This window comes from Aeromonas sp. 11P (genome assembly GCF_051920165.1).
GTDB lineage: Bacteria > Pseudomonadota > Gammaproteobacteria > Enterobacterales > Aeromonadaceae > Aeromonas > Aeromonas veronii.
Window position 1 is genome coordinate 3,846,768 of sequence record NZ_JBQBDJ010000004.1, and the last position, 23,994, is coordinate 3,870,761.

The 23,994-nt window shown below is 58.3% G+C and carries 27 protein-coding genes; 11 read left to right on the top strand and 16 right to left on the bottom strand.

Annotated elements, in window-relative coordinates; all coding sequences use genetic code 11:
* Positions 1-18: 18 nt before the first annotated feature.
* The 3 genes from ACTG1P_RS17865 to crp all read right to left on the bottom strand — a co-directional run bounded on the left by ACTG1P_RS17865 (position 19) and on the right by crp (position 3,017).
* Positions 19-1,110: a porin gene (locus ACTG1P_RS17865; protein ID WP_440001845.1), complete on the bottom strand. Its 1,092-nt coding sequence runs from the start codon at positions 1,108-1,110 to the stop codon at positions 19-21.
* A 342-nt stretch (positions 1,111-1,452) separates the two neighbouring features.
* Entirely contained in the window at positions 1,453-2,253 is an 801-nt protein-coding gene (locus tag ACTG1P_RS17870; RefSeq protein ID WP_440001846.1) for a putative RNA methyltransferase, read from the bottom strand.
* 125 nt (positions 2,254-2,378) lie between these two features.
* Positions 2,379-3,017, bottom strand: coding sequence for a cAMP-activated global transcriptional regulator CRP (gene crp, locus ACTG1P_RS17875; protein WP_005335304.1), 639 nt, complete (start codon positions 3,015-3,017; stop codon positions 2,379-2,381).
* Positions 3,018-3,317: 300 nt separating this feature from the next.
* On the opposite strand from crp, the gene ACTG1P_RS17880 reads away from it, so the two are divergent.
* The gene (locus ACTG1P_RS17880) at positions 3,318-3,722 is read left to right on the top strand and encodes an OsmC family protein (RefSeq protein WP_069556412.1); all 405 of its coding nucleotides are present in this window, start codon (positions 3,318-3,320) and stop codon (positions 3,720-3,722) included.
* 93 nt (positions 3,723-3,815) lie between these two features.
* On the top strand, positions 3,816-4,112 hold the full coding sequence (locus tag ACTG1P_RS17885; protein ID WP_005348285.1) for an MliC family protein: 297 nt from the start codon (positions 3,816-3,818) through the stop codon (positions 4,110-4,112).
* Positions 4,113-4,253: 141 nt separating this feature from the next.
* Here the strand turns inward: ACTG1P_RS17885 and ACTG1P_RS17890 are convergent, their stop codons facing one another.
* Genes ACTG1P_RS17890 through ACTG1P_RS17900 form a run of 3 tightly spaced genes read right to left on the bottom strand, consistent with a single transcriptional unit; the run spans position 4,254 to position 5,947 of the window.
* Positions 4,254-4,784, bottom strand: coding sequence for a DUF4136 domain-containing protein (locus ACTG1P_RS17890; RefSeq protein WP_201932275.1), 531 nt, complete (start codon positions 4,782-4,784; stop codon positions 4,254-4,256).
* 16 nt (positions 4,785-4,800) lie between these two features.
* Positions 4,801-5,670 carry a phosphoribulokinase gene (locus ACTG1P_RS17895; protein ID WP_346198142.1) on the bottom strand — a complete coding sequence of 290 codons (870 nt, stop codon included), beginning with the start codon at positions 5,668-5,670 and terminating at the stop codon, positions 4,801-4,803.
* A 52-nt stretch (positions 5,671-5,722) separates the two neighbouring features.
* Complete coding sequence (locus tag ACTG1P_RS17900) at positions 5,723-5,947, bottom strand: YheU family protein (RefSeq protein WP_005335298.1); 225 nt, start codon at positions 5,945-5,947, stop codon at positions 5,723-5,725.
* Positions 5,948-6,044: 97 nt separating this feature from the next.
* Between ACTG1P_RS17900 and ACTG1P_RS17905 the strand changes: the two genes are divergently transcribed.
* Positions 6,045-7,196, top strand: a complete 1,152-nt coding sequence (locus tag ACTG1P_RS17905) for a GGDEF domain-containing protein (protein WP_440001847.1) — start codon at positions 6,045-6,047, stop codon at positions 7,194-7,196.
* Here the strand turns inward: ACTG1P_RS17905 and ACTG1P_RS17910 are convergent.
* The 3 genes from ACTG1P_RS17910 to ACTG1P_RS17920 form a co-directional block, all read right to left on the bottom strand.
* Positions 7,175-8,161, bottom strand: a complete 987-nt coding sequence (locus ACTG1P_RS17910; protein ID WP_440001848.1) for a hydrolase — start codon at positions 8,159-8,161, stop codon at positions 7,175-7,177. The genes ACTG1P_RS17905 and ACTG1P_RS17910 overlap by 22 nt on opposite strands.
* Before the next feature lie 66 nt (positions 8,162-8,227).
* A complete protein-coding gene (locus tag ACTG1P_RS17915; protein ID WP_429186814.1) occupies positions 8,228-9,127 on the bottom strand; it encodes a chemotaxis protein in 900 nt (299 codons plus the stop codon).
* A gap of 152 nt (positions 9,128-9,279) precedes the next feature.
* Entirely contained in the window at positions 9,280-9,939 is a 660-nt protein-coding gene (locus ACTG1P_RS17920) for a hypothetical protein (RefSeq protein ID WP_440001849.1), read from the bottom strand.
* 39 nt (positions 9,940-9,978) lie between these two features.
* On the opposite strand from ACTG1P_RS17920, the gene ACTG1P_RS17925 reads away from it, so the two are divergent.
* The gene (locus ACTG1P_RS17925; RefSeq protein WP_005335287.1) at positions 9,979-10,182 is read left to right on the top strand and encodes a YheV family putative zinc ribbon protein; all 204 of its coding nucleotides are present in this window, start codon (positions 9,979-9,981) and stop codon (positions 10,180-10,182) included.
* A gap of 143 nt (positions 10,183-10,325) precedes the next feature.
* Positions 10,326-10,997 (top strand): peptidylprolyl isomerase, encoded by a 672-nt coding sequence (gene slyD, locus ACTG1P_RS17930; RefSeq protein ID WP_005348264.1) that lies wholly within the window; start codon positions 10,326-10,328, stop codon positions 10,995-10,997.
* A gap of 100 nt (positions 10,998-11,097) precedes the next feature.
* Here the strand turns inward: slyD and ACTG1P_RS17935 are convergent, their stop codons facing one another.
* A complete protein-coding gene (locus ACTG1P_RS17935; RefSeq protein ID WP_005335285.1) occupies positions 11,098-11,313 on the bottom strand; it encodes a SlyX family protein in 216 nt (71 codons plus the stop codon).
* Positions 11,314-11,327: 14 nt separating this feature from the next.
* Positions 11,328-12,296: a hypothetical protein gene (locus ACTG1P_RS17940; protein ID WP_440001850.1), complete on the bottom strand. Its 969-nt coding sequence runs from the start codon at positions 12,294-12,296 to the stop codon at positions 11,328-11,330.
* Positions 12,297-12,414: 118 nt separating this feature from the next.
* Between ACTG1P_RS17940 and fkpA the strand changes: the two genes are divergently transcribed.
* Positions 12,415-13,218: an FKBP-type peptidyl-prolyl cis-trans isomerase gene (gene fkpA, locus ACTG1P_RS17945; protein ID WP_005335283.1), complete on the top strand. Its 804-nt coding sequence runs from the start codon at positions 12,415-12,417 to the stop codon at positions 13,216-13,218.
* Between the two features lie 151 nt (positions 13,219-13,369).
* Positions 13,370-14,776, top strand: coding sequence for a sigma-54-dependent transcriptional regulator (locus ACTG1P_RS17950; RefSeq protein WP_440001851.1), 1,407 nt, complete (start codon positions 13,370-13,372; stop codon positions 14,774-14,776).
* A 55-nt stretch (positions 14,777-14,831) separates the two neighbouring features.
* Here the strand turns inward: ACTG1P_RS17950 and ACTG1P_RS17955 are convergent, their stop codons facing one another.
* From ACTG1P_RS17955 to ACTG1P_RS17965, 3 genes are all read right to left on the bottom strand, one after another.
* Entirely contained in the window at positions 14,832-15,701 is an 870-nt protein-coding gene (locus ACTG1P_RS17955; RefSeq protein ID WP_440001852.1) for a hypothetical protein, read from the bottom strand.
* A gap of 113 nt (positions 15,702-15,814) precedes the next feature.
* Positions 15,815-16,150: a hypothetical protein gene (locus ACTG1P_RS17960; protein ID WP_005358483.1), complete on the bottom strand. Its 336-nt coding sequence runs from the start codon at positions 16,148-16,150 to the stop codon at positions 15,815-15,817.
* 144 nt (positions 16,151-16,294) lie between these two features.
* Complete coding sequence (locus ACTG1P_RS17965; RefSeq protein ID WP_005349520.1) at positions 16,295-16,639, bottom strand: DUF2956 domain-containing protein; 345 nt, start codon at positions 16,637-16,639, stop codon at positions 16,295-16,297.
* A gap of 268 nt (positions 16,640-16,907) precedes the next feature.
* Between ACTG1P_RS17965 and ushA the strand changes: the two genes are divergently transcribed.
* A complete protein-coding gene (gene ushA / locus ACTG1P_RS17970) occupies positions 16,908-18,632 on the top strand; it encodes a bifunctional UDP-sugar hydrolase/5'-nucleotidase UshA (protein ID WP_440001853.1) in 1,725 nt (574 codons plus the stop codon).
* Between the two features lie 195 nt (positions 18,633-18,827).
* Here the strand turns inward: ushA and ACTG1P_RS17975 are convergent, their stop codons facing one another.
* Positions 18,828-19,688 carry a Tim44 domain-containing protein gene (locus tag ACTG1P_RS17975; RefSeq protein ID WP_005335275.1) on the bottom strand — a complete coding sequence of 287 codons (861 nt, stop codon included), beginning with the start codon at positions 19,686-19,688 and terminating at the stop codon, positions 18,828-18,830.
* A gap of 362 nt (positions 19,689-20,050) precedes the next feature.
* On the opposite strand from ACTG1P_RS17975, the gene dnaB reads away from it, so the two are divergent.
* The 3 genes from dnaB to ACTG1P_RS17990 all read left to right on the top strand — a co-directional run bounded on the left by dnaB (position 20,051) and on the right by ACTG1P_RS17990 (position 23,137).
* The gene (gene dnaB / locus ACTG1P_RS17980; RefSeq protein WP_026035132.1) at positions 20,051-21,445 is read left to right on the top strand and encodes a replicative DNA helicase; all 1,395 of its coding nucleotides are present in this window, start codon (positions 20,051-20,053) and stop codon (positions 21,443-21,445) included.
* Between the two features lie 199 nt (positions 21,446-21,644).
* Entirely contained in the window at positions 21,645-22,718 is a 1,074-nt protein-coding gene (gene alr / locus ACTG1P_RS17985; protein WP_021230808.1) for an alanine racemase, read from the top strand.
* Positions 22,719-22,735: 17 nt separating this feature from the next.
* Positions 22,736-23,137 carry a secondary thiamine-phosphate synthase enzyme YjbQ gene (locus ACTG1P_RS17990; RefSeq protein WP_440001854.1) on the top strand — a complete coding sequence of 134 codons (402 nt, stop codon included), beginning with the start codon at positions 22,736-22,738 and terminating at the stop codon, positions 23,135-23,137.
* A 119-nt stretch (positions 23,138-23,256) separates the two neighbouring features.
* Here the strand turns inward: ACTG1P_RS17990 and pepE are convergent, their stop codons facing one another.
* Positions 23,257-23,982, bottom strand: a complete 726-nt coding sequence (pepE, locus tag ACTG1P_RS17995; protein WP_440001855.1) for a dipeptidase PepE — start codon at positions 23,980-23,982, stop codon at positions 23,257-23,259.
* Between the last annotated feature and the right edge of the window lie 12 nt (positions 23,983-23,994).

The following is a 23,994-nucleotide window of genomic DNA, read 5'->3' on the forward strand; positions in this document are numbered from 1 at the left end:
TAACTGACTTCCAATTACTTAGAAGTTGTACTGCAGGGCAACTGCGACTACGTCGTCGGTGTTCTGGCCCAGCTTGCTGGTACCGGAAACTGTGCCGTCGTCCAGCAGATTCAGCTTGTAATCAACGTAGGCGTTGAAGTTCTCGGTAAAGTTGTACCAGGCACCGATAGATACGTACTCGGTGTAGGTATCATCGATACCTTGCGCGGAATCTTCCACGTCAGTGCGCAGGTAAGCCAGAGAAGGCTTGAACTTGCCGATGGTGTACTGGGCAACGGCTTCGTAGCCATCCATCTTCTCGGCGTAACCGTTCTTGACGAACAGGTGATCTTCACCGTGGGAGTAGGTTGCAGCCAGGTAGAGGTCACCAGTTGCATATTTGGCGCCGAAGCCCATCAGCTTGGCATCGTGGTCGCCATTGAAGGCAGCAAAGCGGGCTTGTTCGTCGGTCTTGCCTGCCTGGTTATATACAGCACCCAGGCTCAGGCCCATATCGAAATCGTAGTTGGCTGAAACTGCGAAGCCTTCTTTGGACCCTTTCTTGTTCCAAGTAGTATTGCCATTTACATCTTTGAAGTCGGAACGATCTGCATTCTGCGGGTCATTGTTACCAGTGAACTGGGCACCCAGGGTTAGACCCTGATAGTTGTAGATGTACTGGGCTAAGCCATTGGTACGGCCGGTACCGAATACTTCGGTATCTTTGCCCAGGCCGTCACCGCCCCACTCGGGCAGGACGTCGGTATAGTTGTTGACGGCCTTGGTGAACAGGCCATCCTGACGACCATAGCTGAATGCGCCGAAACGGTCGTGCTTGATACCGGCATAGGCATAACGCAGCTCGTCGTTGTCAGAACCGGAGGTCGGCAGGTTGTACTCGGCAAAGCCGAACGCCTTCATCTCGGGAGCAATCTTGGTCTCGCCAGCAACGTGCAGACGGAAGTAGCTCTGGTCACCTTCAGCATCGTTGTTGTCAGTGCCGTAGTACATACCCTGAGCGCGGCCACCGATTTCCAGCTTGGTATCGTTCTGGTTGTAAACGGTAGCAGCATGGGCGCCGCTCGCCAGCAGCAGGCTGGAGATGGCAATAGTCAGTGCAGACTTCTTCATATGCGTTATTCCTCTGATGTAAACACTTCCGAACTTGTTGTCGGTTCTGTGAAATCGGAAATGGTCCGATAGCCACACGGTAGGCGCCCTAACCTTGACTGGGCCTGAATCCATCGTTGTTTAATTGGGGTGGCGGGAATGTTATCAAGACTGGATGTGACGGTTTTTGACAGGGTAAAAAGAGATTAAATTCAATGGATTATTTTCTAGTGACTTTTTTGACATCAAGGCTGTTCTGAGCAACAAAGTCGATGGCTCAAGTTGTGAGCTAGATCAAGCAGGGGAGAATGGGGGGGGCGGGAAAATACGGGGTGGGAGCCTTGCAAGGCTCCCGCCCAGTGATCAGATGGCTTTTTGCCACAGGGTCAGCAGCAGATCCTGTTCCAGTTCACCCGGGCCCTGTTGCGCGAAAGCGTGACGCTGCTCACCGGTTGCCCGCCAGCCAAGACGGCTGGTCTCCAGAATAAAGCTGCGCATGGCCTGATCCATGGTGAGGCTGAACTGGCAGCGCTGTTGAGCCATCGGATTGAGATCGCCGAGGGTTGGCCAGCTGAGGGGGTGTTCCATGCTCACCGGATTGAGGCTGACCCGCAGTTGCCACTGATGGCGCGGGCCCGGCTGCAGATAGAGCAGATAGCCACCGGGGGCCAGCCAGCTGACCAGCTGTTCGGTCTTGACCTTGAGATCGTTGACCAGCAGCACCTGAGCAGAGCCCGGTTGCAACGGCGCACGAGCGGGATCGGCAATGACAAACTGGCCGTCCGGCTGCGCTTTTTTGGCGGCAAAGATGGTGTTCTTGGCGATATCAACCCCAGCAAACTGCCAGCCGGGCAGGCGCTCTGCCAGCGCGCGGCAGTAGTAGCCTTCACCGCACCCAAGATGGATCAGCTCTTGTGGGGCCAGCGGAGCGAGCAGGCCGGCCATGGCCTCAACCAGCGGCAGTTGGTGGCCAGCTTCCAGGAAATGGTGCTTGGCGCGCATCAGGGCACGGCTGTCGCTGTCTTTGGGGTTTTTCTTGCCGGGAATGAGATCCAGATAACCTTCCGGTGCCGGATCGAAGTGATGCTTGTTGTCGCAATAGCGCCCCTGGGAGGCTTCATGAAGATGGAGTGGACTGCGGCAGCGGGGACATTGAAGATGCATAGTAACTCTCTGGGCGAATGCCGGAACAGTGAAGGGCGTTCGGGATTATAGGGGAGAGGATCAAAAAAGGCTGCCGTAGCAGCCTTTTTTATCCCAAGGCCTCAGTCAGGCCTGCGGACGGGTCATCAGCGAGTGCCAAATACCACAATGGTCTTGCCGTGAGCAGAGATGAGCTCCTGCTCTTCCAGCATCTTCAGGATGCGGCCCACGGTTTCACGGGAGCAGCCGACGATCTGGCCGATCTCCTGACGGGTGATCTTGATCTGCATGCCATCCGGGTGGGTCATGGCATCCGGCTGTTTGGCCAGGTTGAGCAGGGTCTGGGCGATCCGGCCAGTCACATCCAGGAAGGCGAGGTTACCCACTTTCTGGCTGGTGTGCTGCAGGCGCTTGGCCATCTGGCCAGAGAGACGCATCAGAATGTCCGGGTTGACCTGGATCAGCTGGCGGAACTTCTTGTAGGAGATCTCTGCCACTTCGCAAGAGCCTTTCGCGCGAACCCAGGCGGAGCGCTCGGGATTCTCGTTCTCCTCGAACATCCCCATCTCGCCCAGGAAATCGCCCTGGTTCAGATAGGAGAGGATCATCTCTTTGCCCTCATCGTCCTTGATCAAGACGGCCACAGTGCCCTTGACGATGTAGTAGAGGGTCTCCGCTTTTTCACCCGCATGGATCAGGGTGCTCTTGGCGGGATACTTATGAATGTGGCAGTGCGACAAGAACCATTCCAGGGTGGGATCGCTTTGCGGTTTGCCAATGACCATGAGAATTCCTCTGTAGTGTCTTTTTATGGACTTGTGCGTCCGGGCAAGCTGCCAATCTTGCCATTCCTTGTATTGGTCGCAGTAGGATAAGAGCCTTTGCCTGTGCTGACAAGGCTTTGCGGGCTTTTGACAGAGCCCTTTGAGTAATGCCTGCTGCGCCGCTTCGGCCATTCTAGGGAAGATAGAGGTCGGAGATGTTGATTTTGATCTATTTCCATCCCAACTCCCCCTGTTCGGCAGAGATAAGCGACTGGGTTATGCTAGGGATCCATCATCATGATTAACAGGAGAGAGTGCGAGATGAAAGCCAAGGTCAGCTGGGTGGAAGGGATGAAGTTTGTGGGTGAGAGTGAATCAGGTCACAAGGTGATCCTGGATGGTGCCAACCCCGGTGAGGGGGCCAGCCCGATGGAGATGATCCTGCTGGCGGTCGGTGGCTGCAGCTCCATTGATGTGGTTTCCATCCTCGAAAAAGCGCGCCAGTCGGTGACCGCATGCCATGTCGATATCAGTGGCGAACGGGTCGATAGCGTGCCCCGGGTTTTCGAGAAGATTAATCTGCACTTCGTGGTGACGGGCAAGGGATTGGCAGAGAAACAGGTGGCCAGAGCGGTCGATCTGTCGATGGAAAAATACTGTTCTGTTTCCCTGATGTTGGAAAAAGCGGTACAAATTACCCATAGTTATCAAATTGTTGAAGCTTGATAACGATTGTTTCGTTGGTACCCTGGCATAAGGCCGTTACGTAAGGCCACAGCACAAGGCCATGACATAAAGCCATTACATAAGGAAAGTGCAATGAAAAAATTGATCGCTCTGCTTCCCCTTTTGGGCCTGGCGGCGTGCAGCAGCCCGCAACCTACCCAGTATCAATACAGCCAATACCAGTGTGGCGAAGAGATGCTGGCCGTTACCTATGATGCCCAGGCTGACATGGTGCAGTTCCCCTATGCCGGGGTTTATCACAAGCTGGCGCGTGTGGAGTCAGAGTCTGGCGCCAAATATTCTGACGGCCTGACCACCTTCTGGAATCAGGAGAAACAAGCCCTCCTCACCCAGAAAGGGGTCACACTGCTGACCTGTACGCTTAAATAAGTGACCACAGATAGCTGAAGGTGTGCAGCTTTGTGCCCGGGTCTGGCCTAGGCCGGATTGGGTCAAGAGGTTGAGACCACAAAAAACGGCTTGCCGGGAGGCAAGCCGTTTTTCTATCCATCCCTTATCACTAAACAAGCGCTAGTTGGTGGGGACGCGATTGAGCAGCTCGGCCGCGAGCTGCTGGCTGAGTGCCTGACGCTGGCTGTCTGCAATGCTCACGTCGCTGGTCAGCTGGATGATGCTGCTCCAGACCGCTTTCTGGGTTTTGCGATCGAGCAGCACGATGGCCAGCGACCCTTTGCGCTGGTTGGCTGAGGCATATACCCCGGGTGTCATGCCAAGACGGGCGAAAATCTCGCCGTCACTCATATCCTTGCCGCCTGCGACGCCGATGGCGACCCACAGATCCGCCTCGTCGAGCGGTGCACTCTGCCATCCCTTGCCATTGAGCTCCCGGCTTACCGCTTGCTGCATTGGCTCAAGCCACCCTTCCGCCAACTCACCGGCAAATTGATACTGCTCGGCCAGGGCGTAGCGCGGGGTTGCACCATAGGTCCAGTTGCCCATCGGGCGAACCAGCATGGTGCCGGACTCCAGCGTGGGGGCCGCCGGCCCGCTGCTGCAACCGCCAAGCAGGGCGAGCAGCACAGAGAGATAAGCAAGCCGCATCGTGAGCTCCTTTGAATCAGGTTATTTTGCCGGTTTCGATCAATTGCTGGATGAGCGGGCGCAGGATCAGCTCCATCGCAAAGCCCATCTTGCCACCCGGCACCACTATTGTGTTCATCCGCGACATGAATGAGCCATCGATCATCGACAGCAGGTAGGGGAAATCCACCTGCTTGATGCCGCGAAACCGGATCACCAGCATACTCTCGTCCAGACTCGGGATCACCTTGGCACTGAAGGGGTTGGAGGTGTCCACCGTCGGTACTCGCTGGAAGTTGATATGGGTGCGCGAGAACTGCGGGGTGATGAAGTTGATGTAGTCATCCATGGAGCGAACGATGGAGTCGGTCACCGCCTCGCGGGAATGCCCTCGCTCCGAGGTATCGCGGATCAGCTTCTGGATCCACTCCAGGTTGACGATGGGCACTACGCCTATCAGAAAATCCACGTGGCGCGCCACATTGTGATCCTCGGTGACCACGCCGCCGTGCAGCCCTTCATAAAACAGCAGATCGGTATTGTTGGGCAGATGCTGCCAGGGGGTGAAGGTACCGGGCATCTGGTTGAAGGGCACTGCCTCGTCAAAGCTGTGCAGATAGCGGCGATACTGGCCATTGCCATCCTGGCCATAGCCCTGGAAAAAGCTCTCCAGCAGCCCGAAGTCATTGGCCTCAGGGCCAAAATAGCTGATGTGGCGCCCCTGTTCGCGCGCCTTGCGGATCGCTACATCCATTTCCGGTCGGGTGTAGCGGTGAAAACTGTCACCTTCCACCACAGCCGCGGTATATCCCAGTTGATGGAACATGGAGCGAAAGGCGTTGGTGGAGGTGGAGGTGCCGGCACCGGACGAACCGGTAACGGCAATAATGGGGTGCTTGGCCGACATGGGATTCTCTCTTCCTTGGGAATTCCGTTATAAGGTCCGGATTGCGGTTGGGTCAAGACTGCTCAATGAAGCGGTCTTTCATCACGATATTCACCGATTCGTGCAGCTCGCTATAGACGATGACTGCCTTGCCTTGCTGTAATTGCTCTCTTACCGCGTCCACTTTGACGCCAAGCGGCACATCCTGCTCCCCATACTCGGTACCTTCCTGCAGCACAAAGTGTTCGATCAGGTTGGTCAGGGTGTCGCCGTCCAGTTCTTGCCAGGGAATGATCATTTAAAGGTCTCACAGCAAAAGAGGTGATCGTCAGGCTATTGTTGTGTTGAATCCCGCGAATGCAATCACTTTTTACCTTTTCACCGGAGTCTGAGAGATGTTGTCTGAAGCGCAACGCAGCGCGCCAATAACCCTGGTGGAGCATTTGGCTCAGGCCAGTCGCCGCGCGATTAGTCGCGGCATGGTGTGGTTCTGGTTACTGCAATGGCTGATGGTGTTGTTTCTTGCAATACGCTACGAAGTCTATCGACAGGCCGGTCTGGCCAGTGACAGCTCTCTTCCATGGCGTTTTCAGAGTGAGTTGGGCTTTGTCATGGTGGCGCTGTTGCTGCTGCCTGTTATCGGACTGTTCTGCGATTATCTCAATGACAGGGCCTGGCTGAGGGCTGCCTCTCTGGTCACCCTGGTCTGGGGCTGTGTGTGGGCTGTTCATCTTTATACGTTGGGACAGGTCGAGCTGCGAGGTGGGCTCAGCTTTTCCAACGGTATCATGCGCCTCAACCTGTTAGCCGCGATGATCGCTTTCTATCCTTCGTGGAAGGTATTTTATGGATACGTGTTCGGCTCATTGCTGTTAGGGATATGGAATGAGCTTTACCTGCGGGTAGATTTTCCACAGTTATACATGTTGGGATTGGGTTGTGGTCTGGTGGTGCTGGAGGTTGGCCGCCGCATGCTGCACCGCTGGTTTGAGCTGGCGATCATGCGGGAGCATGAAAATCTGACGCTGCTGCGCCAACTTGATCAGCTCGCCAAGCAAGATCCTCTGACCGGTGTCGCCAACCGGCGGCATTTCAATATCGAGTTGGAGCGCGCGTTGGCCCATAGCCAGCAAAACGGCGCCCCGCTCTCGCTCATCCTGATCGATGTGGACTATTTCAAGTGCTTTAACGACCACTATGGCCATCAGGTGGGGGATATGTGCCTAAAGGAGGTGGCACAAGCGCTCAACCGTGCGGTACGCACGCCATCTGATCTGGTGGCCCGCTATGGTGGAGAGGAGTTTGTGCTGCTGCTGCCCAATACAGACCGTCAGACTGCGTCCAGTGTTGCAAAGCGGCTGCAAGATGGCCTGGCCAGCCTGCAGCTGGAACATCTGGCGTCCGATGTCGCCTCTTGGGTGACGGTGAGCCAGGGGATTGCCACGCTACTGCCCGGTGAAAGTGCAAGCCAGTTGCTGGAGCGGGCCGATCAGGCGCTCTATCGGGCCAAGGAGTCGGGACGCAATCAGTTCTGTGTTGCAGAGTAATTCTGCTCGGCAATCCAGCGACTGATCCGCTCATCCAGCCAAAATCGTGGCCGCCAGGGCGTGCCGTGCAGAAAGCCGACATGGCCGCCACGCTGGCTCAGCTCATAGCGCACCGTGGGCGAGAGCTGCTCGGGGCGTGGGATAACGGCATCGGACATAAAGGGATCGTCGGCGGCGTGCAGGATAAGGGTGGGGATGGGGATCTGGCCCAGCAGTGGTAGCCCCGAGCAGCTCTGGTAGTAGTGGCTGGCGCTGTGAAAGCCGTGCAGCGGCGCGGTGACCTGCTCGTCAAAATCACGCAGGGTGGCAATCTGCTCCACTTGTCGAGGTTGCCAGCGTTCACTCGCTTTCTGCTGCTGGCGGATCTTGCTGAGCAAATTGCGGCGCATGGTGCGCAGCAGATAGTTCTGATAGACCTTCGAGAAGCCCTGATTGACCCGCTCGGCGCAGCTCGCCAGTTGCAGCGGGGCCGAGACCACCACCGCCGCTTTCAATGCCGCAGGACAGGCCCGCGCCAGCAGATTGACCAGCATATTGCCACCCAGTGAAAAGCCGATGGCGATCAGCGGTTTGCCCGGGAAGCGCTGGCTCAGCTCGGCAATCAGCTCCTGCGCATCACCGATGGCGCCGGAGTGATAGGCCTGCAGATGGCGATTGGGCTCGCCGCTGCAACCTCGAAAGTGCATCAGCACGGCCTCTCTGTCCTCTTGCTGCAGATGGGCGAACAATCCCTTGGCATAGTGGGAGTGAATGCTCCCCTCCAGCCCGTGAAACACCACTATCAGCGGCCGTTCATCAAGGCTGACTTCCCCGCTCCAGGCGAGGTCGACAAAGTCCCCATCCTGCAGTTCAAACCGCTCCGCCACAAAACGGGCAGGGGGGCGGCGCAGCCATTTGGGCAATATGGTCTGCAGATGAGGATTGCGTGCCCACCAGGGGGCGTGGAAGTGGCTCTCGGTCAGCATGGGGTCAGTCAGTCTGGGTCGAAGATAAGGAGGACGGGAGGCGTGTTCCTCCCGCCAGTCATTGGCTTATTTCAGCAGGCGATCGTGATGTTCGGCACCGCGCAACATGGCCTGGATCAGCTCATTGGCCTCGAACTTGGTCAGCGCCTCATGAGCACCCACCTGATGGGCCCGCTCCACACTGATCTCGCTGGAGAGCGAAGTGTGCAGGATGATGTAGGCCCCCGCCAGTTTGCTATCACTCTGCACCTCGAAGGCCAGCTCATAGCCATCGAGCCCCGGCATCTCGATATCGCTCACCAGAATGTCGATCGGGGTCTTCTGGCTCGCCCGCGTCTGCATCAGGGTCAGTGCATCCTTGCCATTGGTGCAGACCTCATAGGGGATATTGATGTAGTCCAGCGCAGCCATCAGCTGACGGCGAGCGACCGAGGAGTCGTCGACCAGCAGGATCCGCATCGGCTTGATCCGCTCCCGCTGCACATCGGTCAGCACCGGATAGAGGTGGCTCGGATCATCCGGATAGACCCGGGAGAGGATCAGCTCCACATCCAGCAGCTGGATCAGCTGGTCATTGACCCGGGTCACGCCGGTTACGAACACATTGTGGCCGAGGGAGGCGGGTGGCGATTCGATATCGCGCCAGTTGCACTCGGTGATCTTGTCGATACCGCGCACCAGAAAACCGACCAGAGTGCGGCGGCAATCGGTGATGATAATAAAGCAGTGCGGCATCTCCTCCCTGCTGATAGGGCGATAGCCCACCGCCATCGCCATGTCGATCACCGGAATGGTGGAGCCGCGCATATTGGCAGCCCCCAACACGGTCGGGTGCGAGTGCGGCATTGCCGTCAGTTGGGTGTAGGGCACTATCTCCTTCACCTTGAGGGTACCGATGGCAAAGGATTGTTTGGCTGAAAGGTGAAACAGCAACATGCCCTGGGATTGATTGGCTTTGCTCGTCATGGCAGATGTCCTGTTGGTCGAAACGTTGGCAGTCACTTCAGGCCTCTAGCATAAAGGATTACGGGGGGAATGGCCCTTCCTTGTTAACGACCATCTGGCAAAAAACTGGACTCATTCAGCCAATTTCGTTGGCGTATTCCATCGGCGTCCGGTTATTGATCACCATCCTCGCCAACGCCCCACTGCTGACAGGCCGCTTGCAGCGCGGCCTCATCGGCATAGCCCAGCTTGCTGGCCACCAGGGCTGGTTTGCTGCCGCCCTTGAGCAATCTGAGCGCCTGCAGCAGTTGCCACTGTTGTTGCAATTCAGTCCCTTCCACCGGCGTATCGGCTTGTTGTGCCCACAGTTGCAGAGACTCCGGTTGGCCATTGGCCAGCGCTTGCCAACAGGCTTGCAGCTCACCGTGACCCTGCTGGCTGATGGCGCACTGTTGCAGCTCATCCAGGATCACCTGCAGTCGCTGACCGTAGGCCCCTTGCCACTCTTTCGGACGTTGCCACCGGGCCTGCGAGTCGAGCAGGGCATTGAGCAGCGGAGTGGCTTGTAGCCAGCCAGCCTGCTGCGGCTGAGCCACGCGCAAAGAGACGCTCAGCTGATCGTACTCGCAACCGCTGAGGGGGCTGAAGGCTGCGAGGGCATCGGCGCAGAGCCAGAAGCTGCTGCCTGCCGGCAGCAACAGCTCATGTTGGCCCAGTCTCAGCAACGCGGCGCCCCGGGTGATCCGCAACAGCTGCCCGACCGGAGTTCGTTTGCGGTTGCCGGCGTGCAGGCTCTGGCAGGAAAAATGGTGATACTCGATGGCGTGATGCATGTAAAAACCCTGATATGATGCTGCCTGGAGGTAACAAATATGGAAACCAGACGTAAAAAACGCTTCATTGCCGGTGCTGTCTGCCCGGCGTGCGGCAAGTTGGACAACATGATGCTGTATCTGGAGCATGGAGTCGAGAAGGTGACCTGCGTCGCCTGTGGCGATACCCAGGTACAAACGCCTGCCGAGGTCGACAAGCAGACTCGCGAAGCGGAAGAGGTGATCGGGGTGTTTCGCCCCTGATAAGGGAACGGCGGGTGGAATGCGGGTCTCCTCGCTGACGCTGTTGTCGTTTTTTTCGTCACTCCGTGGCGCCGCACGGCATATGCGCGGCCCGCTTTTTAGGGTATTCTGAGCCCGTTTTTTTCTATCCGCAGGATCCTGACATGAAAGTAGCTCCTCTGAGCGTGGTTACGCTGGAATACACAGTCACCGACGAGCACGGTGAAGTCATCGACAGCACTGTCGGCAAAGAGCCGCTGGTCTATCTGCACGGCACCCGTTACCTGGTCTCTGGCCTGGAAGCCGAGCTGGAAGGTCGCGCGGTAGGTGAAGCCTTCGAAGTGACTCTGGCACCGAGCCAGGCCTACGGCGAATATGACGAGACCCTGGTACAAGAAGTACCGGGCGAGCTGTTCGACGGCATGGAAGTCTCCGAAGGGGATACTTTTGTGGCTGAAACCGACGATGGCCACCGTCCGGTGACCGTGGTTGAAGTGTCCGAAGAGTTCGTCAAAGTGGATGGCAACCATCCGCTGGCTGGCGTGACTCTGGGCTTCAAGGTCGAGATCAAGGACGTGCGCGCTGCCACTGCCGAAGAGCTGGCTCACGGCCACGTTCACGGTGCTGGTGGTTGCGGCCACGATCACGGTCATGACCACGATCACGGCGGCTGCTGTGGCGGTCATGGTCACGACCACGATGAAGATCACGGCCAGGGCGGTTGCTGCGGCGGTGCTGGCCACGGTCACGATCATGGCCACGACCACGGTGATGATCATGGTCACGGCGGCTGCTGCGGTGGCGGCGGTTGTGGTGGCAAGGGCCATCACCACTGATCACGGCCATGCCGATGATAAAAAAACCCGCGATTATCGCGGGTTTTTTATTGGCTGACAGCTGTGCCAGCCATGTTGCCTGACCAGAGATAGTGCCGGATCAGTAGTGCGGCGGCGGGGTCTCTTCGGCCATGCTGGCAATCTGGCTGGGCTGTACGCTTTGCAGTTTGTCGATCAGCAGCTGGATCTGGTATTTGAGCCGATCGAGTTCACGGCCCTGGGTGGTTACCTCGTCATTGAGCTGCTCTATGGTGTACTCCGCATAGGCGAGACGGGTTTCCAGGGTTTCGATGCGATCGTTAAGTTGCTGACTCATGGGCCTTCGGGTCCTTACTTGATTGTCCAGATTTCGGCCAGACCACTGGAGCTGGCACTGACAAGGTGGCTATTGTCGCGCAAAGCGACGCCGTAGACCACTGCGCTGGGCGGTTTCACCTTGGGTTGCGGCGAGACGCGCCAGTTCTGCAGCAGGGCACCATCGCTCACTTGCCACAGGGAGAGCTGACGGGAAGGGGCGCCAGTGATGAGCCACTTGCCATCGTTGGCAAAGCGGGCGCTGGTGTAGACCTCGAAGCGGTGATCATATTTCAGCTGACTCACCTCCTTGCCGGTTTTCAGATCCCAGATGCTGGCCCGGCTGCTGTCGGCGGTGAAGGCGTAGCGGCCGCTCGGCTCCAGTCTGGCCATGATCACCCGGCCACCATGGTTGAAGCGCCAGATCACCTGCCCGCTACGGGTATCCCACAGATAGGCGCTGTAGTCGTTGCCGCCGGTCAGGGCGTAGCGACCGTTGGCGGAGAGATCCACCGTATTGACCTGTTCGGTGTGCCCGAGAAACTGCAGGCGACGGCCGCTTCGGGTGTCGAGCCACTCGGCCTTGCCATCTTCCCGCCCGATCAGCACATAACGACCGTCGGCAGAGAGCGCGATGTCCCTCAGCCTGGATTCAGGAAGTGAGTAGTAGCCTTGTGATTGCCCGTCGCTCAGCCGCCAGGTTGCAAAGGTGTCTGGGGTGGCGGTGACGGCATGGCTGTTGCCTTCGGAAAAGCGGGTAATGAATACCAGGTCTTCCGCAGAGTCGGATTGCTTCCAGCGCCAGCGTTGACGGTTCTGTTCCAGATCCCAGACGATGATGCCCTGGCTGATGCTGGAGACGATGGCCTGCTTGCCATCACTGGAGAGATCTGCGGTCAGCAGACCCGTGCTGGCGAGGGTCATTTGCTGGTTGGGTTGGGAGCTTTGCTCGCAACCGGTGAGCATTAAACAGAGGCTCACCAGATAAATGGCACTTTTTATCATTTTTGCGGTCTCACGCTTTTGTTACCTGCGATCACGGCGTTAGTATAAGGCGCTTATCACGATAAACCTCTCATTTCACGATGGAACCGAGAGCGGTATTTGGAGTTTGGAGAAACTGATGAACAAATTTCTGAAGGTGTCCCTGTTGGCGGCGGCCGTTGCCGTCGGTCTGACTGCTTGCCAAAAAGACGAGAAGCCTGCTGCGGCCAATACCGCCGAAGTGAAGGCAGAAGCCAGCAAGCCGGCAGAGGCGACCAAGGCCGAAGCCAAGAGCTTTGAAGAGCAATCTGGCTACGCAATTGGCCTCTCCATGGGTCGTTACATCGCCAATACCCTGGAGCGTCAGCAGGAACTGGGCATCAAACTGGACAACGCCGTGATCCTGAAAGGGGTGACTGACGGTCTGGGCAAAGAAGCCAAGATGACTGATGAAGAGATCCAGAAGGTACTGCAGGATTACGACGCTAAGATCAACGAGCTGACCAAGGCCAAGGCCGAGAAAGATGCCGTTGAGAATCTGAAGAAGGGCGAAGAGTTCCTGGCTGCCAACGCCAAGAAAGAGGGTGTTAAGAGCACTGAATCCGGCCTGCAATACGTGGTCGAGAAGATGGGCACTGGCGCTAAGCCGAAATCTACCGATATCGTCAAGGTTCACTACACCGGTACCCTGACCGACGGCACCAAGTTCGACAGCTCCGTCGATCGCGGCGAGCCGGCTACCTTCCCGCTCAATCAGGTTATCCCGGGTTGGACTGAAGGTGTTCAGCTGATGCCGGTTGGCTCCAAGTTCAAGTTCTTCCTGCCGTCCAAGCTGGCTTATGGCGAGCACGGTGCAGGCTCCATCCCGGCGAACGCCGTGCTGGTGTTTGACGTTGAGCTGCTGGCTATCGAGAAGCCGACTGCAGACGACGCCAAGAAGTAATCCCTTCTTGTAGTTAAAAACGGCTCCTTAAGGAGCCGTTTTTACTTGTGTATTCCCTGCAATCGCGGGATAACAGAGCTGTCTTGGCGTTGGGGTTGCGCGCGAAAATAAGGCAAAATAGATCGCAGAATCAAATACAAGGATGAGTCCAGTGGCTGAAAATAAATCGCGTGTCCTGCTGGTGGAAGATACCCGTAGTCTGGCGGTGGTCTATGAACAGTACCTGCGCCAGGAGGGGTATGAGGTGGTGCTGGCCGATTGTGGTCAGCAGGCGTTGGCGCAGTTGCTGGCAAGTCCTCCCCCCGTGGTGCTGCTGGATCTGGAGCTGCCGGATATGTCCGGTATGGATATTCTGCAGATGATCACCGAACAGCAGTTGCCCTGCTCGGTGGTGGTGATCACCGCCCACGGCTCGGTGGATGTGGCGGTGGAGGCGATGCGCCTCGGTGCCTTCGATTTTCTGACCAAGCCTTTTGACAGTAAGCGGCTCTGCGCCACCGTTCGCAATGCCTTGAAACACCAGCAGTTGAGCTCGCTGGTTGCCCACTATCGGGAGAACTTCGAGCGTAGCTCCTTCTTCGGCTTTATCGGTGCCTCCATGTCGATGCAGGCGGTCTATCGCATCATCGAAAGTGCGGCGCCCAGCAAGGCGACCGTCTTTATCACTGGCGAGAGCGGCACCGGCAAAGAGGTGTGTGCCGAGGCGATTCACCAGTGCAGTCCCCGCAGCGAACAGCCCTTTATTGCCCTCAACTGCGCCGCCATTCCCCATGATTTGATGGAGAGCGAGATCTTCGGTCATGTGAAGGGCTCTTTTACTGGCGCCCAGGGGGATCGCAAAGGGGCGGCCAGTCTGGCTGATGGTGGCACCCTGTTTCTCGACGAGATCTGCGAGATGGACCTGGATCTGCAGAGCAAGCTGCTGCGCTTTATTCAGACCGGGACCGTGCAGCGGGTCGGCAGCGGCAAGCTCGAGACGGTGGATGTGCGCTTTATCTGCGCCACCAACCGGGATCCGCTGGTCGAGGTGAAAGCGGGCCGTTTTCGTGAGGATCTCTATTATCGGCTCCACGTCATTCCGCTTACTCTGCCGCCCCTGCGGGAGCGGGGCGAGGATATCCTGCTGCTGGCGCGCACCCTGCTGCAGAGCTACGCCAAGGAGGAGAACAAGCGCTTCAAGGATTTCGATGTCGAGGCGGCGCGAGTGCTGCTCGACTACCCCTGGCCCGGCAACGTACGCGAGCTGCAAAACGTGGTGCGCAATATCGTGGTGCTCAATGACAAGGAGCTGGTGAGCCCGGATATTCTGCCGCCACCACTCAATGGGGTTCGCCCCCAGCTGCCGGCTGCGATTGCGGCGGCGGTGACATCGGCTCCGGCCGCCACCGGGGGGGCCAACGGGCCAATTCGTCCGCTCTGGCTGGTGGAAAAAGAGGTGATCGAACAGGCCATCGCCAGCTGTGACGGCAATATTCCCAAGGCGGCGGCTCTGCTCGAGATCAGCCCCTCCACCATTTACCGTAAAAAACAGGGGTGGGAGGAGTCCAATCGGGCCTGAACCATCTTGCCAGCAGAAAGGGCGGCTAGCGTGCCGCCCTTTCTATTTTGGGGGATCAGAGTTTGGCGAGGCGTTTGAGGCGGGCCAGTCGCTCCCCCTCGTTGGCGCTGAACCAGCGGTCCTGCGACAGCAGAAACCAGGCGCGGGAGAAGTATTCCGCGGCCAGCGGATCGTCCAGCACCAAGGCATTCTCCCCCAGCTCCTCGAACAGATAACCATCCTCAGGTTCGCCAGCCTCGGCCATATCGGCCTTGAGCTGGTGCAGCTCTGCCAGCGCCTGCTGGTGCTGACCCTGGGCCCGGGTCAGGCGAGCCAGACTCCAGCGAGCGATAAACGCCTTGGCCGGCTGGTTATGCTGCAGATGCCAGGCCAGGCACTTCCGTTGCTGGATTTTCGCCTCATCAAAGCGGCCCAATTCGAACAGGGTCCAGCCCTGATTGTTGTAAAGGGGGGCCAGCCAGCCACGCACCTTCTCGTCACTGCTGCGTTCCGCCAGCTCCATCGCCAGTTGATGCCAGCGGCTCTGCTCTTCCAGTGGTGCGGCGATGGCGATCATGTGAGCGGCGTCGATGGCGAGATAGGTCTCCTTCTCCTTGAGCCCCCATTGCCAGGCTTGTTCAAACAGCGGTTTGGCACTGGCTTTGTCGCCCGCCGAGTTAAAGGTGCGGCCTCGTTCCAGCAGGGCCCTGATCCGCGCTCTGGGGGTTTTATCGGTGAGGCGAGGCTCTATCTCGTCGAGCAGCTGGTGGGCTTCGGCAAACTGGCGCTGCAGCGAGTGGGTACGGGCAATTTGGGTCAGCAACTCCAGTTCGAGTTGCAGGTCGGCGGCGGTGCGCGCTTCGGGAAGAAGGGTGTGAAAACGAAGGGCACTGGCGGCGGGATCCTGATAATCCCACAGCGCCATGAAATCGGGCGGATTGTCCATTTGGCCTCCTTGCTGGTTATCCTGTCACCAAGATGCCTGCAGGCCATTGTTTGTACAAGGGGCGCCCGTCACAGAGTGCCCCTTGCATCATGCTAACGGCTGTGGCCAGTTGGTCAGTAGACCATGGCCAGGCTCATCAGCATCAGACCGAGGGCGGCAAAGGCCCCCTCCTTGATGGCGAGCCGTGGCACCAGCGCCTTGGGCAGGGCCGGAAACAGGCTCAGGGCAAAGCCAAGGCCCGGCATCAACCAGTGGAATGCCGGATCGCGCAGGGCAGGATCGGCGGCACCATTGATGATGATCAGCAAAATAAACAGGGTGAAGGCGGGGAGGATAAACCAGCGAACCCCACCGGCGGCGACCGCCCGCAGCGGCGAAATGCGATAGAGCAGCATGGTCACAAGGAACAGAACAAAAGGGGCCAGCAGATAGAGCGGAGCGGGGTTCATAACATCTTTCCTGAAAACTGATCGTCAAAAAACAGGGAGTCCGGTGCAAGAGGCGCGGGATTTAATCACTCTTCGCAGGTAATCACCAGCAGCCCGGGCCCGGGCTGTGAAGAGGATCCCGGATAAAGGTTTGCTAGCTCACTCTTAGTGCAACCAGAACCAGGCTGCAGCAAATCCCAGCCAGCTCAGCACCAGCAATATCCAGGGCAGGGGATGCTGATGGCTTACTTCAACCAGCTCCAGCTGATCGTCTTGTTCTTCGGTTTGGGGCGCGCCCTGTGGCTGCCTGGCTTTGGCCTGCAATTTTTTCTGGCGGCTCGCTTCACGGGCCCGCGCCTTCATCTGTTTCTTGTATTCGTCGATGCCTTTCTGGATCCCTTGCGCGATAAGCTGGGTCTGCTCCTTGGTCTGCCCCGGCTTCTGGTTGGCACGGGCAATTTTCATCGCCTCCTGCTGGGTCTCGGGGGAAATCTTGTCGTACTTGGCCATCAAATCATCTCCTCGGGCATGGCTGGCTGGGGAGTATGCCATAAAGGGGCGTCCGGGTGGCGCCTCCTTGGTGCGGGAGGGGTGCAAGTGAGTGACTGCTCAACAAAAAACCTGATAAATCAGCAGGAAGCCGGATGTTGGGCCGAAGATCACAATTAGCAGAATTTGTGAGTCATCGATGAAAAACGGTCATCTGTTGTTTGTTATATTGGCGCCCGACCCGCTGGACAGGGTTGATAAATAACAAAACAATCAAGGTGATATGGAAATGAATAATAACTTTATCAAAGGCGGCGTGGCACTGGCCGTGCTTGCTGCACTGACTGGCTGTAATACCTCGAGCAATGACACCGTTGCACCCTGCACCGAAAATGTCTGCAAACTGACCATCCTGCACACCAACGATACCCACGGCCGTTTCTGGCACAACGCTGAAAATGAGTATGGTATGGCTGCCCAGAAGACTCTGGTCGAGCAGCTGCGTGCCGATGCCAAGGCTGCTGGCAGTGACGTACTGGTTCTCTCCGGTGGTGATGTGAATACCGGCGTGCCGGAGTCAGATCTGCAGGATGCCGAGCCTGACTTCATGGCGATGAACAACATTCGCTACGATGCCATGGCAGTGGGCAACCATGAATTCGACAACCCTCTCAGCGTACTGGAGAAGCAGCGCAAGTGGGCCCAGTTCCCCATGCTCTCGGCCAACATCTATGACAAGGCGAGTGGCAAACACTACTTTGACCCCTACAAGGTGTTCAAGCTGGAGAGCGGTCTCAAGGTCGCCGTACTGGGCCTGACCACCGAAGATACCGCCCAGCTGGTTGACCCCAACAACGTGCAGACCCTGGAGTTCCGCGATCCGACTACGGAAGCGGCCAAACTGGGCCAGCAGATCCGCAGCAACAAGGAGGCCAATCTGGTCTTCGCCATCACCCACATGGGCCATTACGAGAATGGTCAGCACGGCAGCAATGCGCCGGGCGATGTAGAGATGGCTCGTGCACTGCCGGCAGGGACTCTGGATGCCATCATTGGTGGCCACTCCCAGAATCCGGTCTGTATGGAACCGGGTACCACCAACAAGTACGCCAATTTCAAACCGGGTGATAACTGCCAGCCGGATCAGCAGAACGGTACCTGGATCATGCAGGCTCACGAGTGGGGCAAGTATGTGGGCCGTGCCCAGTTTGAGTACCAGAATGGCAAATTGACCCTGACCAGCTATGACCTGATCCCGGTCAACCTGATCAAGCGCAACGCCAAGGGCGAGGCGATCGATGCCAACGGCGCCGTAACCAAGGACCCGGCCAAGATGCAGTTCGTACAGGACGAGATCACCAAGGATCCCGAGCTGTATAACACCCTGCTGGGTTACCAGGAGAAAGGTCAGCAAGAGCTGAATGTCGTCATTGGCTCGGCAGACGGCTTGCTGGTTGGTGATCGCAACTCGGTTCGCAACAAGCAGACCAACCTGGGTCGCCTCATCACCACGGCGACCAGCAGCAAGCTGGGTGTCGACTTTGGTATCGTCAACTCTGGCGGCGTCCGTGACAGCATCCCGGCCGGTGATATCACTTACCGCAGCGTGCTGCTGGTGCACCCGTTTGGCAACACGGTCAACAAGGCTGTCATGAAGGGAAGCGATCTGGCGACCTATCTGGGTCAGGTGGCAAGCAAGACCCGCAATACCGGTGGTTATGCCCAGTTTGGCGGTATCAACATGGCGGTGGATTGTCAGGCCAAGAGCGTCAATATCACCAGTATCGGTGGCAAGGCGTTTGATCCGGCTGCAACCTACAGCTTCGCGATCCCGAGCTTCAGCGCCTCCGGTGGTGACGGCTATCCGAAGATCGATACCATCAACGCCGGTTTGGTCGATGCAGCTGTGCTGAAAGAATTCATCGAGCTCAAGAAGACCATCAACGTGGCCGATTATCAGCCAGGCAATGAGGTGAGCTATCTGAACTCAACATCTGCCGAAGGGTGCAACTGATTCGTCAGCGGTGCGTTTAGCTCCAGATGTGATCCCCAAGGGCAGCCGGTGGCTGCCCTTTGTCGTTGTTTGGGTGGCGGTTACAACTCTTCAATCATCAATGACGATAGCAATCGCCTGTATGAGGTCAGGTGAGGGGATGAAATGAAAAGAGGCGGCCCGTTGGCCGCCTCTTGCGTAGTGACAATCTGAACCTTACAGCTGCTCGATACCGACGATATGCCAGGGGGCATTGTTCTTGGCCAGATCGCGCTCGAGGTGCCACACCTCTTTGATATCTTCTTCGACCTGCTCCTGACGGTCCATGTAGCGGCCGCTGAAGCGCACGCTCACCTGAGCCCAGTCGCTGCCATAGTCGGCACGTACCAGCTGGGTATCGACGTACATTACTTCCGTATGCTGGTCGCCAGTCAGTTCGGCGCGCTCGGCTTTGAGCTGCTCAAACAGTTCGGGGCTGACATACTCGCGCACTTTTTCCAGATCGTTCTTGTTCCACGCTTCTTGCAGGGTGCGATAGTGATCGCGGGCACCGGCCAGGAAGCTGTTCATGTCAAAGCCTGGCGGCAGGCGGAACGGGACGTCGCTGTCGGCAAAGCCGGTGGCTTGCGGTGCGCTGTTGCTCTGCTCAAACTGCTGCGGGGCCGCGGATTGCGGTGGCTGATAGCCCGCATAGGCCGCCTGTTGTGGCTGTGGCGTCGCGACCTTGCCCTTGCGCAGGGTACGGATCAGGAAGACGGCACCCAGCGCCAGCAGGGCGATCAGCAGGAAGTCCATTCCTTGCAGACCTTCAAAGGCACCGCTGCCCAGCAGGTAGGCAAACAGGCCACCGGCCAGCAGGCCGCCCAGCAGGCCACCCATCATGCCGCTCTTTTTCGGCGGAGTCTGGGCATTCAGTGTCGGATTCTTGTTGTCGACCGGTTTGGCCGCAGGCTGGGCCGGCGCAGTTTTGTAACTTTTACCAAAGGATTTGCCGCCGCCAAATTTCTTGGCTTCGGCGTGAGGTGCCCCCAGGCCAATGGCCAGGATCACGGCAAACAGGGTCAGCATCTTTTTCATTTTGACTCTTTTCACTCTCGTCTGTGGGTGGGGCATGCTCCGCTTTGGCAAGCTCAGCAAGGCGCATGGCAGGCTGCCTGTCCCTAATTGTGTCGCAGCTTGTATTCATCAATATCACCTCTGGCATGAATTATTCATGAACGAGGTTGCCGCGATACGGCGTCAACAAGAGGAGTAAACCGGATGAAAAGCAGAAGATTGAGTCGCAAGGAGCGCAAAATGCGAAGCAAAATCAAAATGGTCAAGGTAGAGCAGACTCTGGTTTGGCCCTTTATGATGGTATGAGCCGCCAGATAGGGCTCGCCGTAGTTGGCTTTCTTTTGTAAAATTCCCGTCCCCTTCCCGCTGCGGTTTTTATGTGTATGGCAGAGCAAGTGACGGCGAAAAAAGACGCCAAGACACAACAGCTGAAAGTTCCTCCCCACTCTTTTGAGGCCGAACAGTCCGTACTGGGCGGCCTGATGCTGGATAACGATGCCTGGGATCGGGTTGCCGAACGGGTTATCGATCAGGATTTCTACAGCCGTCCGCACCGGTTGATCTTCCAGGCCATGACCCGCCTCTCCAACGCGGGCAACCCCATCGACCTCATCACCCTGCAGGAGGAGCTGGAGCGCTCCGAACAGCTGGAAGAGGCGGGCGGCTTCGCCTATCTGGTGGAGATCGCCAAGAACACCCCGAGTGCCGCCAACATCAACGCCTACGCCGAAATCGTGCGAGAGCGGGCGGTGGTGCGAGAGATGATCTCGGTCGCCAACGAGATCGTCGAAGCGGGCTACGAGCCACAGGGCCGTACCTCCGGCGATCTGCTCGATCTGGCCGAGAGCAAGGTATTCAAGATTGCCGAGCAGCGTACCAGCGCCAACGAGGGGCCCCAGCCCCTGAAGCTGATCCTCGAGCAGACCGTCGACAAGATTGAAGAGCTGTTCAAGACCCCGCACAACGGGGTGACCGGGGTATCGAGCGGTTACAACGATCTCGACAAGATGACCGCCGGTTTGCAGCGTTCGGACTTGATCATCGTGGCGGCCCGTCCCTCCATGGGCAAGACCACCTTTGCCATGAACCTCTGTGAGCATGCGGCCCTCACTGCCGACAAGCCGGTGCTTATCTTCTCGCTGGAGATGCCCTCCGAGCAGATCATCATGCGTATGCTCGCCTCGGTCGGTCGTATCGACCAGACCAAGGTGCGTACAGGCCAGCTCGACGACGAGGATTGGGCGCGCCTCTCTTCCACCATGGGATTGCTGCTGGAGAAGGGCAAGATGTATATCGATGACGCCTCCGGCCTCACCCCGACCGATGTGCGCTCCCGCGCCCGTCGGGTGGCGCGCGAGCATGGCGGCCTATCCATGATCATGGTGGACTACCTGCAGCTGATGCGGGTGCCGGCGCTCTCTGACAACCGTACCCTGGAGATCGGTGAAATTTCCCGCTCCCTCAAGGCGCTGGCGAAAGAGCTGCAGTGCCCGGTGGTGGCGCTCTCCCAGCTGAACCGAAGCCTGGAACAGCGGGCCGACAAGCGCCCGGTCAACTCGGATCTTCGTGAATCGGGCTCTATCGAGCAGGATGCGGATTTGATCATGTTTATCTATCGTGATGAGGTTTATCACGATGACAGCCCGGACAAGGGGATTGCCGAGATCATCATAGGCAAGCAGCGTAACGGCCCTATCGGAAGAGTGCGCCTCACCTTCCAGGGTCAGTTCTCCCGGTTCGACAACTACGCCGGTCCGGCGTTTGACGACGATTATTGATAAGTAACAATCATGGCAATCCTGTGGTCAGGATTGCCACCACCGCTCTGACCCGCTTGCCATTTATTGAGAGGCAGCCAGCCAGAGCCTGTTTTCCCGGTTCGACAATTATGCCGGTCCGGCCTTCGACGACGATAAGTGAGTGGCGGTCTTCGGCCCGATGAGGGGGAGACCATTTGTGCCCTCGTAAGGGAAAACCATGAAAGCGGCTACTGCCCAAATCAACACTGCGGCCTTGCGCCACAACCTCGCCGTGGTCAAGCGCCACGCCCCAGCTTGCAAGATCATCGCTGTGGTCAAGGCCAACGCCTATGGCCATGGACTGCTGCCGGTCGCCCGCACCCTGGTGGATGCGGATGCCTATGCGGTGGCCCGCATCGAAGAGGCGCTGATGCTGCGCTCCTGCGCCGTGGTCAAGCCCATCGTGCTGCTGGAGGGCTTCTTCTCCGCCGACGATCTGCCGGTGCTGGCGGCCAACAATCTGCAGACGGCGGTTCACACCTGGGAGCAGCTCGAAGCGCTGGAGCAGGTTGAGCTGCCAGCCCCCGTGGTGGCCTGGCTCAAGCTCGACACCGGCATGCACCGCCTCGGGGTGCGTGCCGACGAGATGCCCGCCTTTATCGAACGACTCGGCAAGTGCAAGAACGTGGTGCAGCCGTTCAACATCATGACCCACTTCAGTCGCTCCGATGAGCTGGAGCAGCCTACTACCCGCGAGCAGATCGACTTGTTCAGCAAGTTGACCGCACCGCTGGCGGGCGAGCGGGCCATGGCCAACTCGGCGGGCATTCTGGCCTGGCCAGACTCCCACTGCGACTGGGTTCGCCCCGGCGTCATCCTCTATGGCGTGTCGCCCTTCCCCAACACGGTGGCGGCCGATTACGACCTGCAGCCGGTGATGACTTTGAAGACCCAGCTGATTGCAGTGCGGGATCACAAGGCGGGCGAGCCGGTGGGTTATGGCGCCAACTGGGTGTCGGATCGCGATACCCGGCTCGGGGTGATCGCCATCGGCTACGGTGACGGTTATCCGCGCATGGCTCCGAATGGCACTTCCGTGCTGATCAACGGACGCATCGTGCCGCTGGTGGGGCGTGTCTCCATGGATATGAGCACGGTAGATCTTGGGCCCGGCGCAACCGACAAGGCCGGTGACGAGGCGGTACTGTGGGGCGAGGGGCTGCCGGTAGAGCGGGTGGCCGACGAGATTGGCACCATTCCCTACGAGCTCATCACCAAGCTCACCTCCCGCGTCTTTATGGAATACGTCTGATGTGGCAGCAGTGCCTGTTGACCTTAAAGCCCCGTTCGCGGGGCTTTCATCTGGTGACGGACGAGCTGGTGGCCAAGCTGCCGATGCTGGCGGATTACCGAGTCGGCATGGCGCACCTGCTGCTGCAACATACCTCCGCCTCGCTCACCCTCAACGAGAACTGCGATCCGAGCGTGCGCAGCGATATGGAGGCCCATCTGCACCGGCTGGTGCCGGAAGATGCTCCCTACTATCGCCACACCTATGAGGGGCCGGATGACATGCCCGCCCACATCAAATCCTCCCTGCTCGGGGTGAGCCTGCTACTACCAGTTCGCGATGGTCAGCTGGCGCTCGGTACCTGGCAGGGGATCTGGCTCGGTGAGCATCGCGTCGATGGCGGCGCCCGCAAGGTGCTGGTAACCCTGCAGGGGGAGTAATCAGGCTGCAACCAGCTGAAAGATGACGATAAAAAAGAGGGATGGCATTGAGCCATCCCTCTTTCGTTTTTGCGGTTCGCGAGCTATCCGCTTGCCAGTGGCACGGCGCTCTGCGTGACTCAGCCGACCTTGAAGGGGGTCAGCTCGGCCAGCGGCGCTGCATCCATAAAGGCTTGCGGCTCCTGGCCATGTTTGAAGATCTTGAAGTCCTGATCGCGGGCGCTCCAGTATTCAACGGTGTCGCCGCTGATCTGCAACAGGCTCGCTTCGCGCAGGGCCACCACATATTCGCTCGGGTTGATGGCGCAGAACTCGGCCAGACGCTCGTCGCGGGTCTCGCCCATGTGGCCGCTGATGCTGGCATCCAGATAGTGGGGGTTGATCTGCAGCGGGAACAGGCCCAGCGCTGGCAGCACGGCGGCGTTGCAGACCGGCATGTCGTTGGTGGTGCGGATGCTCGGGGTCGCCACGTTGCAACCAGCGCTCCAGCCCACATAGGGGACGCCACGTTCGCGCACAGCACGCTGGATCGGCACGATCAGGCCATTTTCGTGCAGCAGCTGATTCAGGCGCCAGGTGTTGCCGCCGCTGATAAAGATGGCGTCGGCCTGATTGATGGCATCGACCGGATCATCGAAGTGGTGAATGCTGATGGTCTCGATCCCGAGGCTCTCGGTGAGATCATTGGCGCGGGCATCCCAGTCGCTGCGGATCACCGCGTAGGGGATGAGCAGAATGCGCTTGACCTGTTTGCGAGCCAGCAGGCTCTGCACCCGGTCGCGGGCCCAGCCGAGCAGACCCGGAAATTCGTTGGCTTTACCATTGCTAAGCAGAAGCAGTTCCATCAAATCGTTCCT

Excerpts from the sequence above, each read along its gene's own strand:
- ACTG1P_RS17865 (WP_440001845.1), bottom strand. The coding sequence starts at position 1,110 with ATGAAGAAGTCTGCACTGACTATTGCCATCTCCAGCCTGCTGCTGGCG.
- ACTG1P_RS17870 (WP_440001846.1), bottom strand. The coding sequence starts at position 2,253 with ATGCATCTTCAATGTCCCCGCTGCCGCAGTCCACTCCATCTTCATGAA.
- crp (WP_005335304.1), bottom strand. The coding sequence starts at position 3,017 with ATGGTCATTGGCAAACCGCAAAGCGATCCCACCCTGGAATGGTTCTTG.
- ACTG1P_RS17880 (WP_069556412.1), top strand. The coding sequence starts at position 3,318 with ATGAAAGCCAAGGTCAGCTGGGTGGAAGGGATGAAGTTTGTGGGTGAG.
- ACTG1P_RS17885 (WP_005348285.1), top strand. The coding sequence starts at position 3,816 with ATGAAAAAATTGATCGCTCTGCTTCCCCTTTTGGGCCTGGCGGCGTGC.
- ACTG1P_RS17890 (WP_201932275.1), bottom strand. The coding sequence starts at position 4,784 with ATGCGGCTTGCTTATCTCTCTGTGCTGCTCGCCCTGCTTGGCGGTTGC.
- ACTG1P_RS17895 (WP_346198142.1), bottom strand. The coding sequence starts at position 5,670 with ATGTCGGCCAAGCACCCCATTATTGCCGTTACCGGTTCGTCCGGTGCC.
- ACTG1P_RS17900 (WP_005335298.1), bottom strand. The coding sequence starts at position 5,947 with ATGATCATTCCCTGGCAAGAACTGGACGGCGACACCCTGACCAACCTG.
- ACTG1P_RS17905 (WP_440001847.1), top strand. The coding sequence starts at position 6,045 with ATGTTGTCTGAAGCGCAACGCAGCGCGCCAATAACCCTGGTGGAGCAT.
- ACTG1P_RS17910 (WP_440001848.1), bottom strand. The coding sequence starts at position 8,161 with ATGCTGACCGAGAGCCACTTCCACGCCCCCTGGTGGGCACGCAATCCT.
- ACTG1P_RS17915 (WP_429186814.1), bottom strand. The coding sequence starts at position 9,127 with ATGACGAGCAAAGCCAATCAATCCCAGGGCATGTTGCTGTTTCACCTT.
- ACTG1P_RS17920 (WP_440001849.1), bottom strand. The coding sequence starts at position 9,939 with ATGCATCACGCCATCGAGTATCACCATTTTTCCTGCCAGAGCCTGCAC.
- ACTG1P_RS17925 (WP_005335287.1), top strand. The coding sequence starts at position 9,979 with ATGGAAACCAGACGTAAAAAACGCTTCATTGCCGGTGCTGTCTGCCCG.
- slyD (WP_005348264.1), top strand. The coding sequence starts at position 10,326 with ATGAAAGTAGCTCCTCTGAGCGTGGTTACGCTGGAATACACAGTCACC.
- ACTG1P_RS17935 (WP_005335285.1), bottom strand. The coding sequence starts at position 11,313 with ATGAGTCAGCAACTTAACGATCGCATCGAAACCCTGGAAACCCGTCTC.
- ACTG1P_RS17940 (WP_440001850.1), bottom strand. The coding sequence starts at position 12,296 with ATGATAAAAAGTGCCATTTATCTGGTGAGCCTCTGTTTAATGCTCACC.
- fkpA (WP_005335283.1), top strand. The coding sequence starts at position 12,415 with ATGAACAAATTTCTGAAGGTGTCCCTGTTGGCGGCGGCCGTTGCCGTC.
- ACTG1P_RS17955 (WP_440001852.1), bottom strand. The coding sequence starts at position 15,701 with ATGGACAATCCGCCCGATTTCATGGCGCTGTGGGATTATCAGGATCCC.
- ACTG1P_RS17960 (WP_005358483.1), bottom strand. The coding sequence starts at position 16,150 with ATGAACCCCGCTCCGCTCTATCTGCTGGCCCCTTTTGTTCTGTTCCTT.
- ACTG1P_RS17965 (WP_005349520.1), bottom strand. The coding sequence starts at position 16,639 with ATGGCCAAGTACGACAAGATTTCCCCCGAGACCCAGCAGGAGGCGATG.
- ushA (WP_440001853.1), top strand. The coding sequence starts at position 16,908 with ATGAATAATAACTTTATCAAAGGCGGCGTGGCACTGGCCGTGCTTGCT.
- ACTG1P_RS17975 (WP_005335275.1), bottom strand. The coding sequence starts at position 19,688 with ATGAAAAAGATGCTGACCCTGTTTGCCGTGATCCTGGCCATTGGCCTG.
- dnaB (WP_026035132.1), top strand. The coding sequence starts at position 20,051 with ATGGCAGAGCAAGTGACGGCGAAAAAAGACGCCAAGACACAACAGCTG.
- alr (WP_021230808.1), top strand. The coding sequence starts at position 21,645 with ATGAAAGCGGCTACTGCCCAAATCAACACTGCGGCCTTGCGCCACAAC.
- pepE (WP_440001855.1), bottom strand. The coding sequence starts at position 23,982 with ATGGAACTGCTTCTGCTTAGCAATGGTAAAGCCAACGAATTTCCGGGT.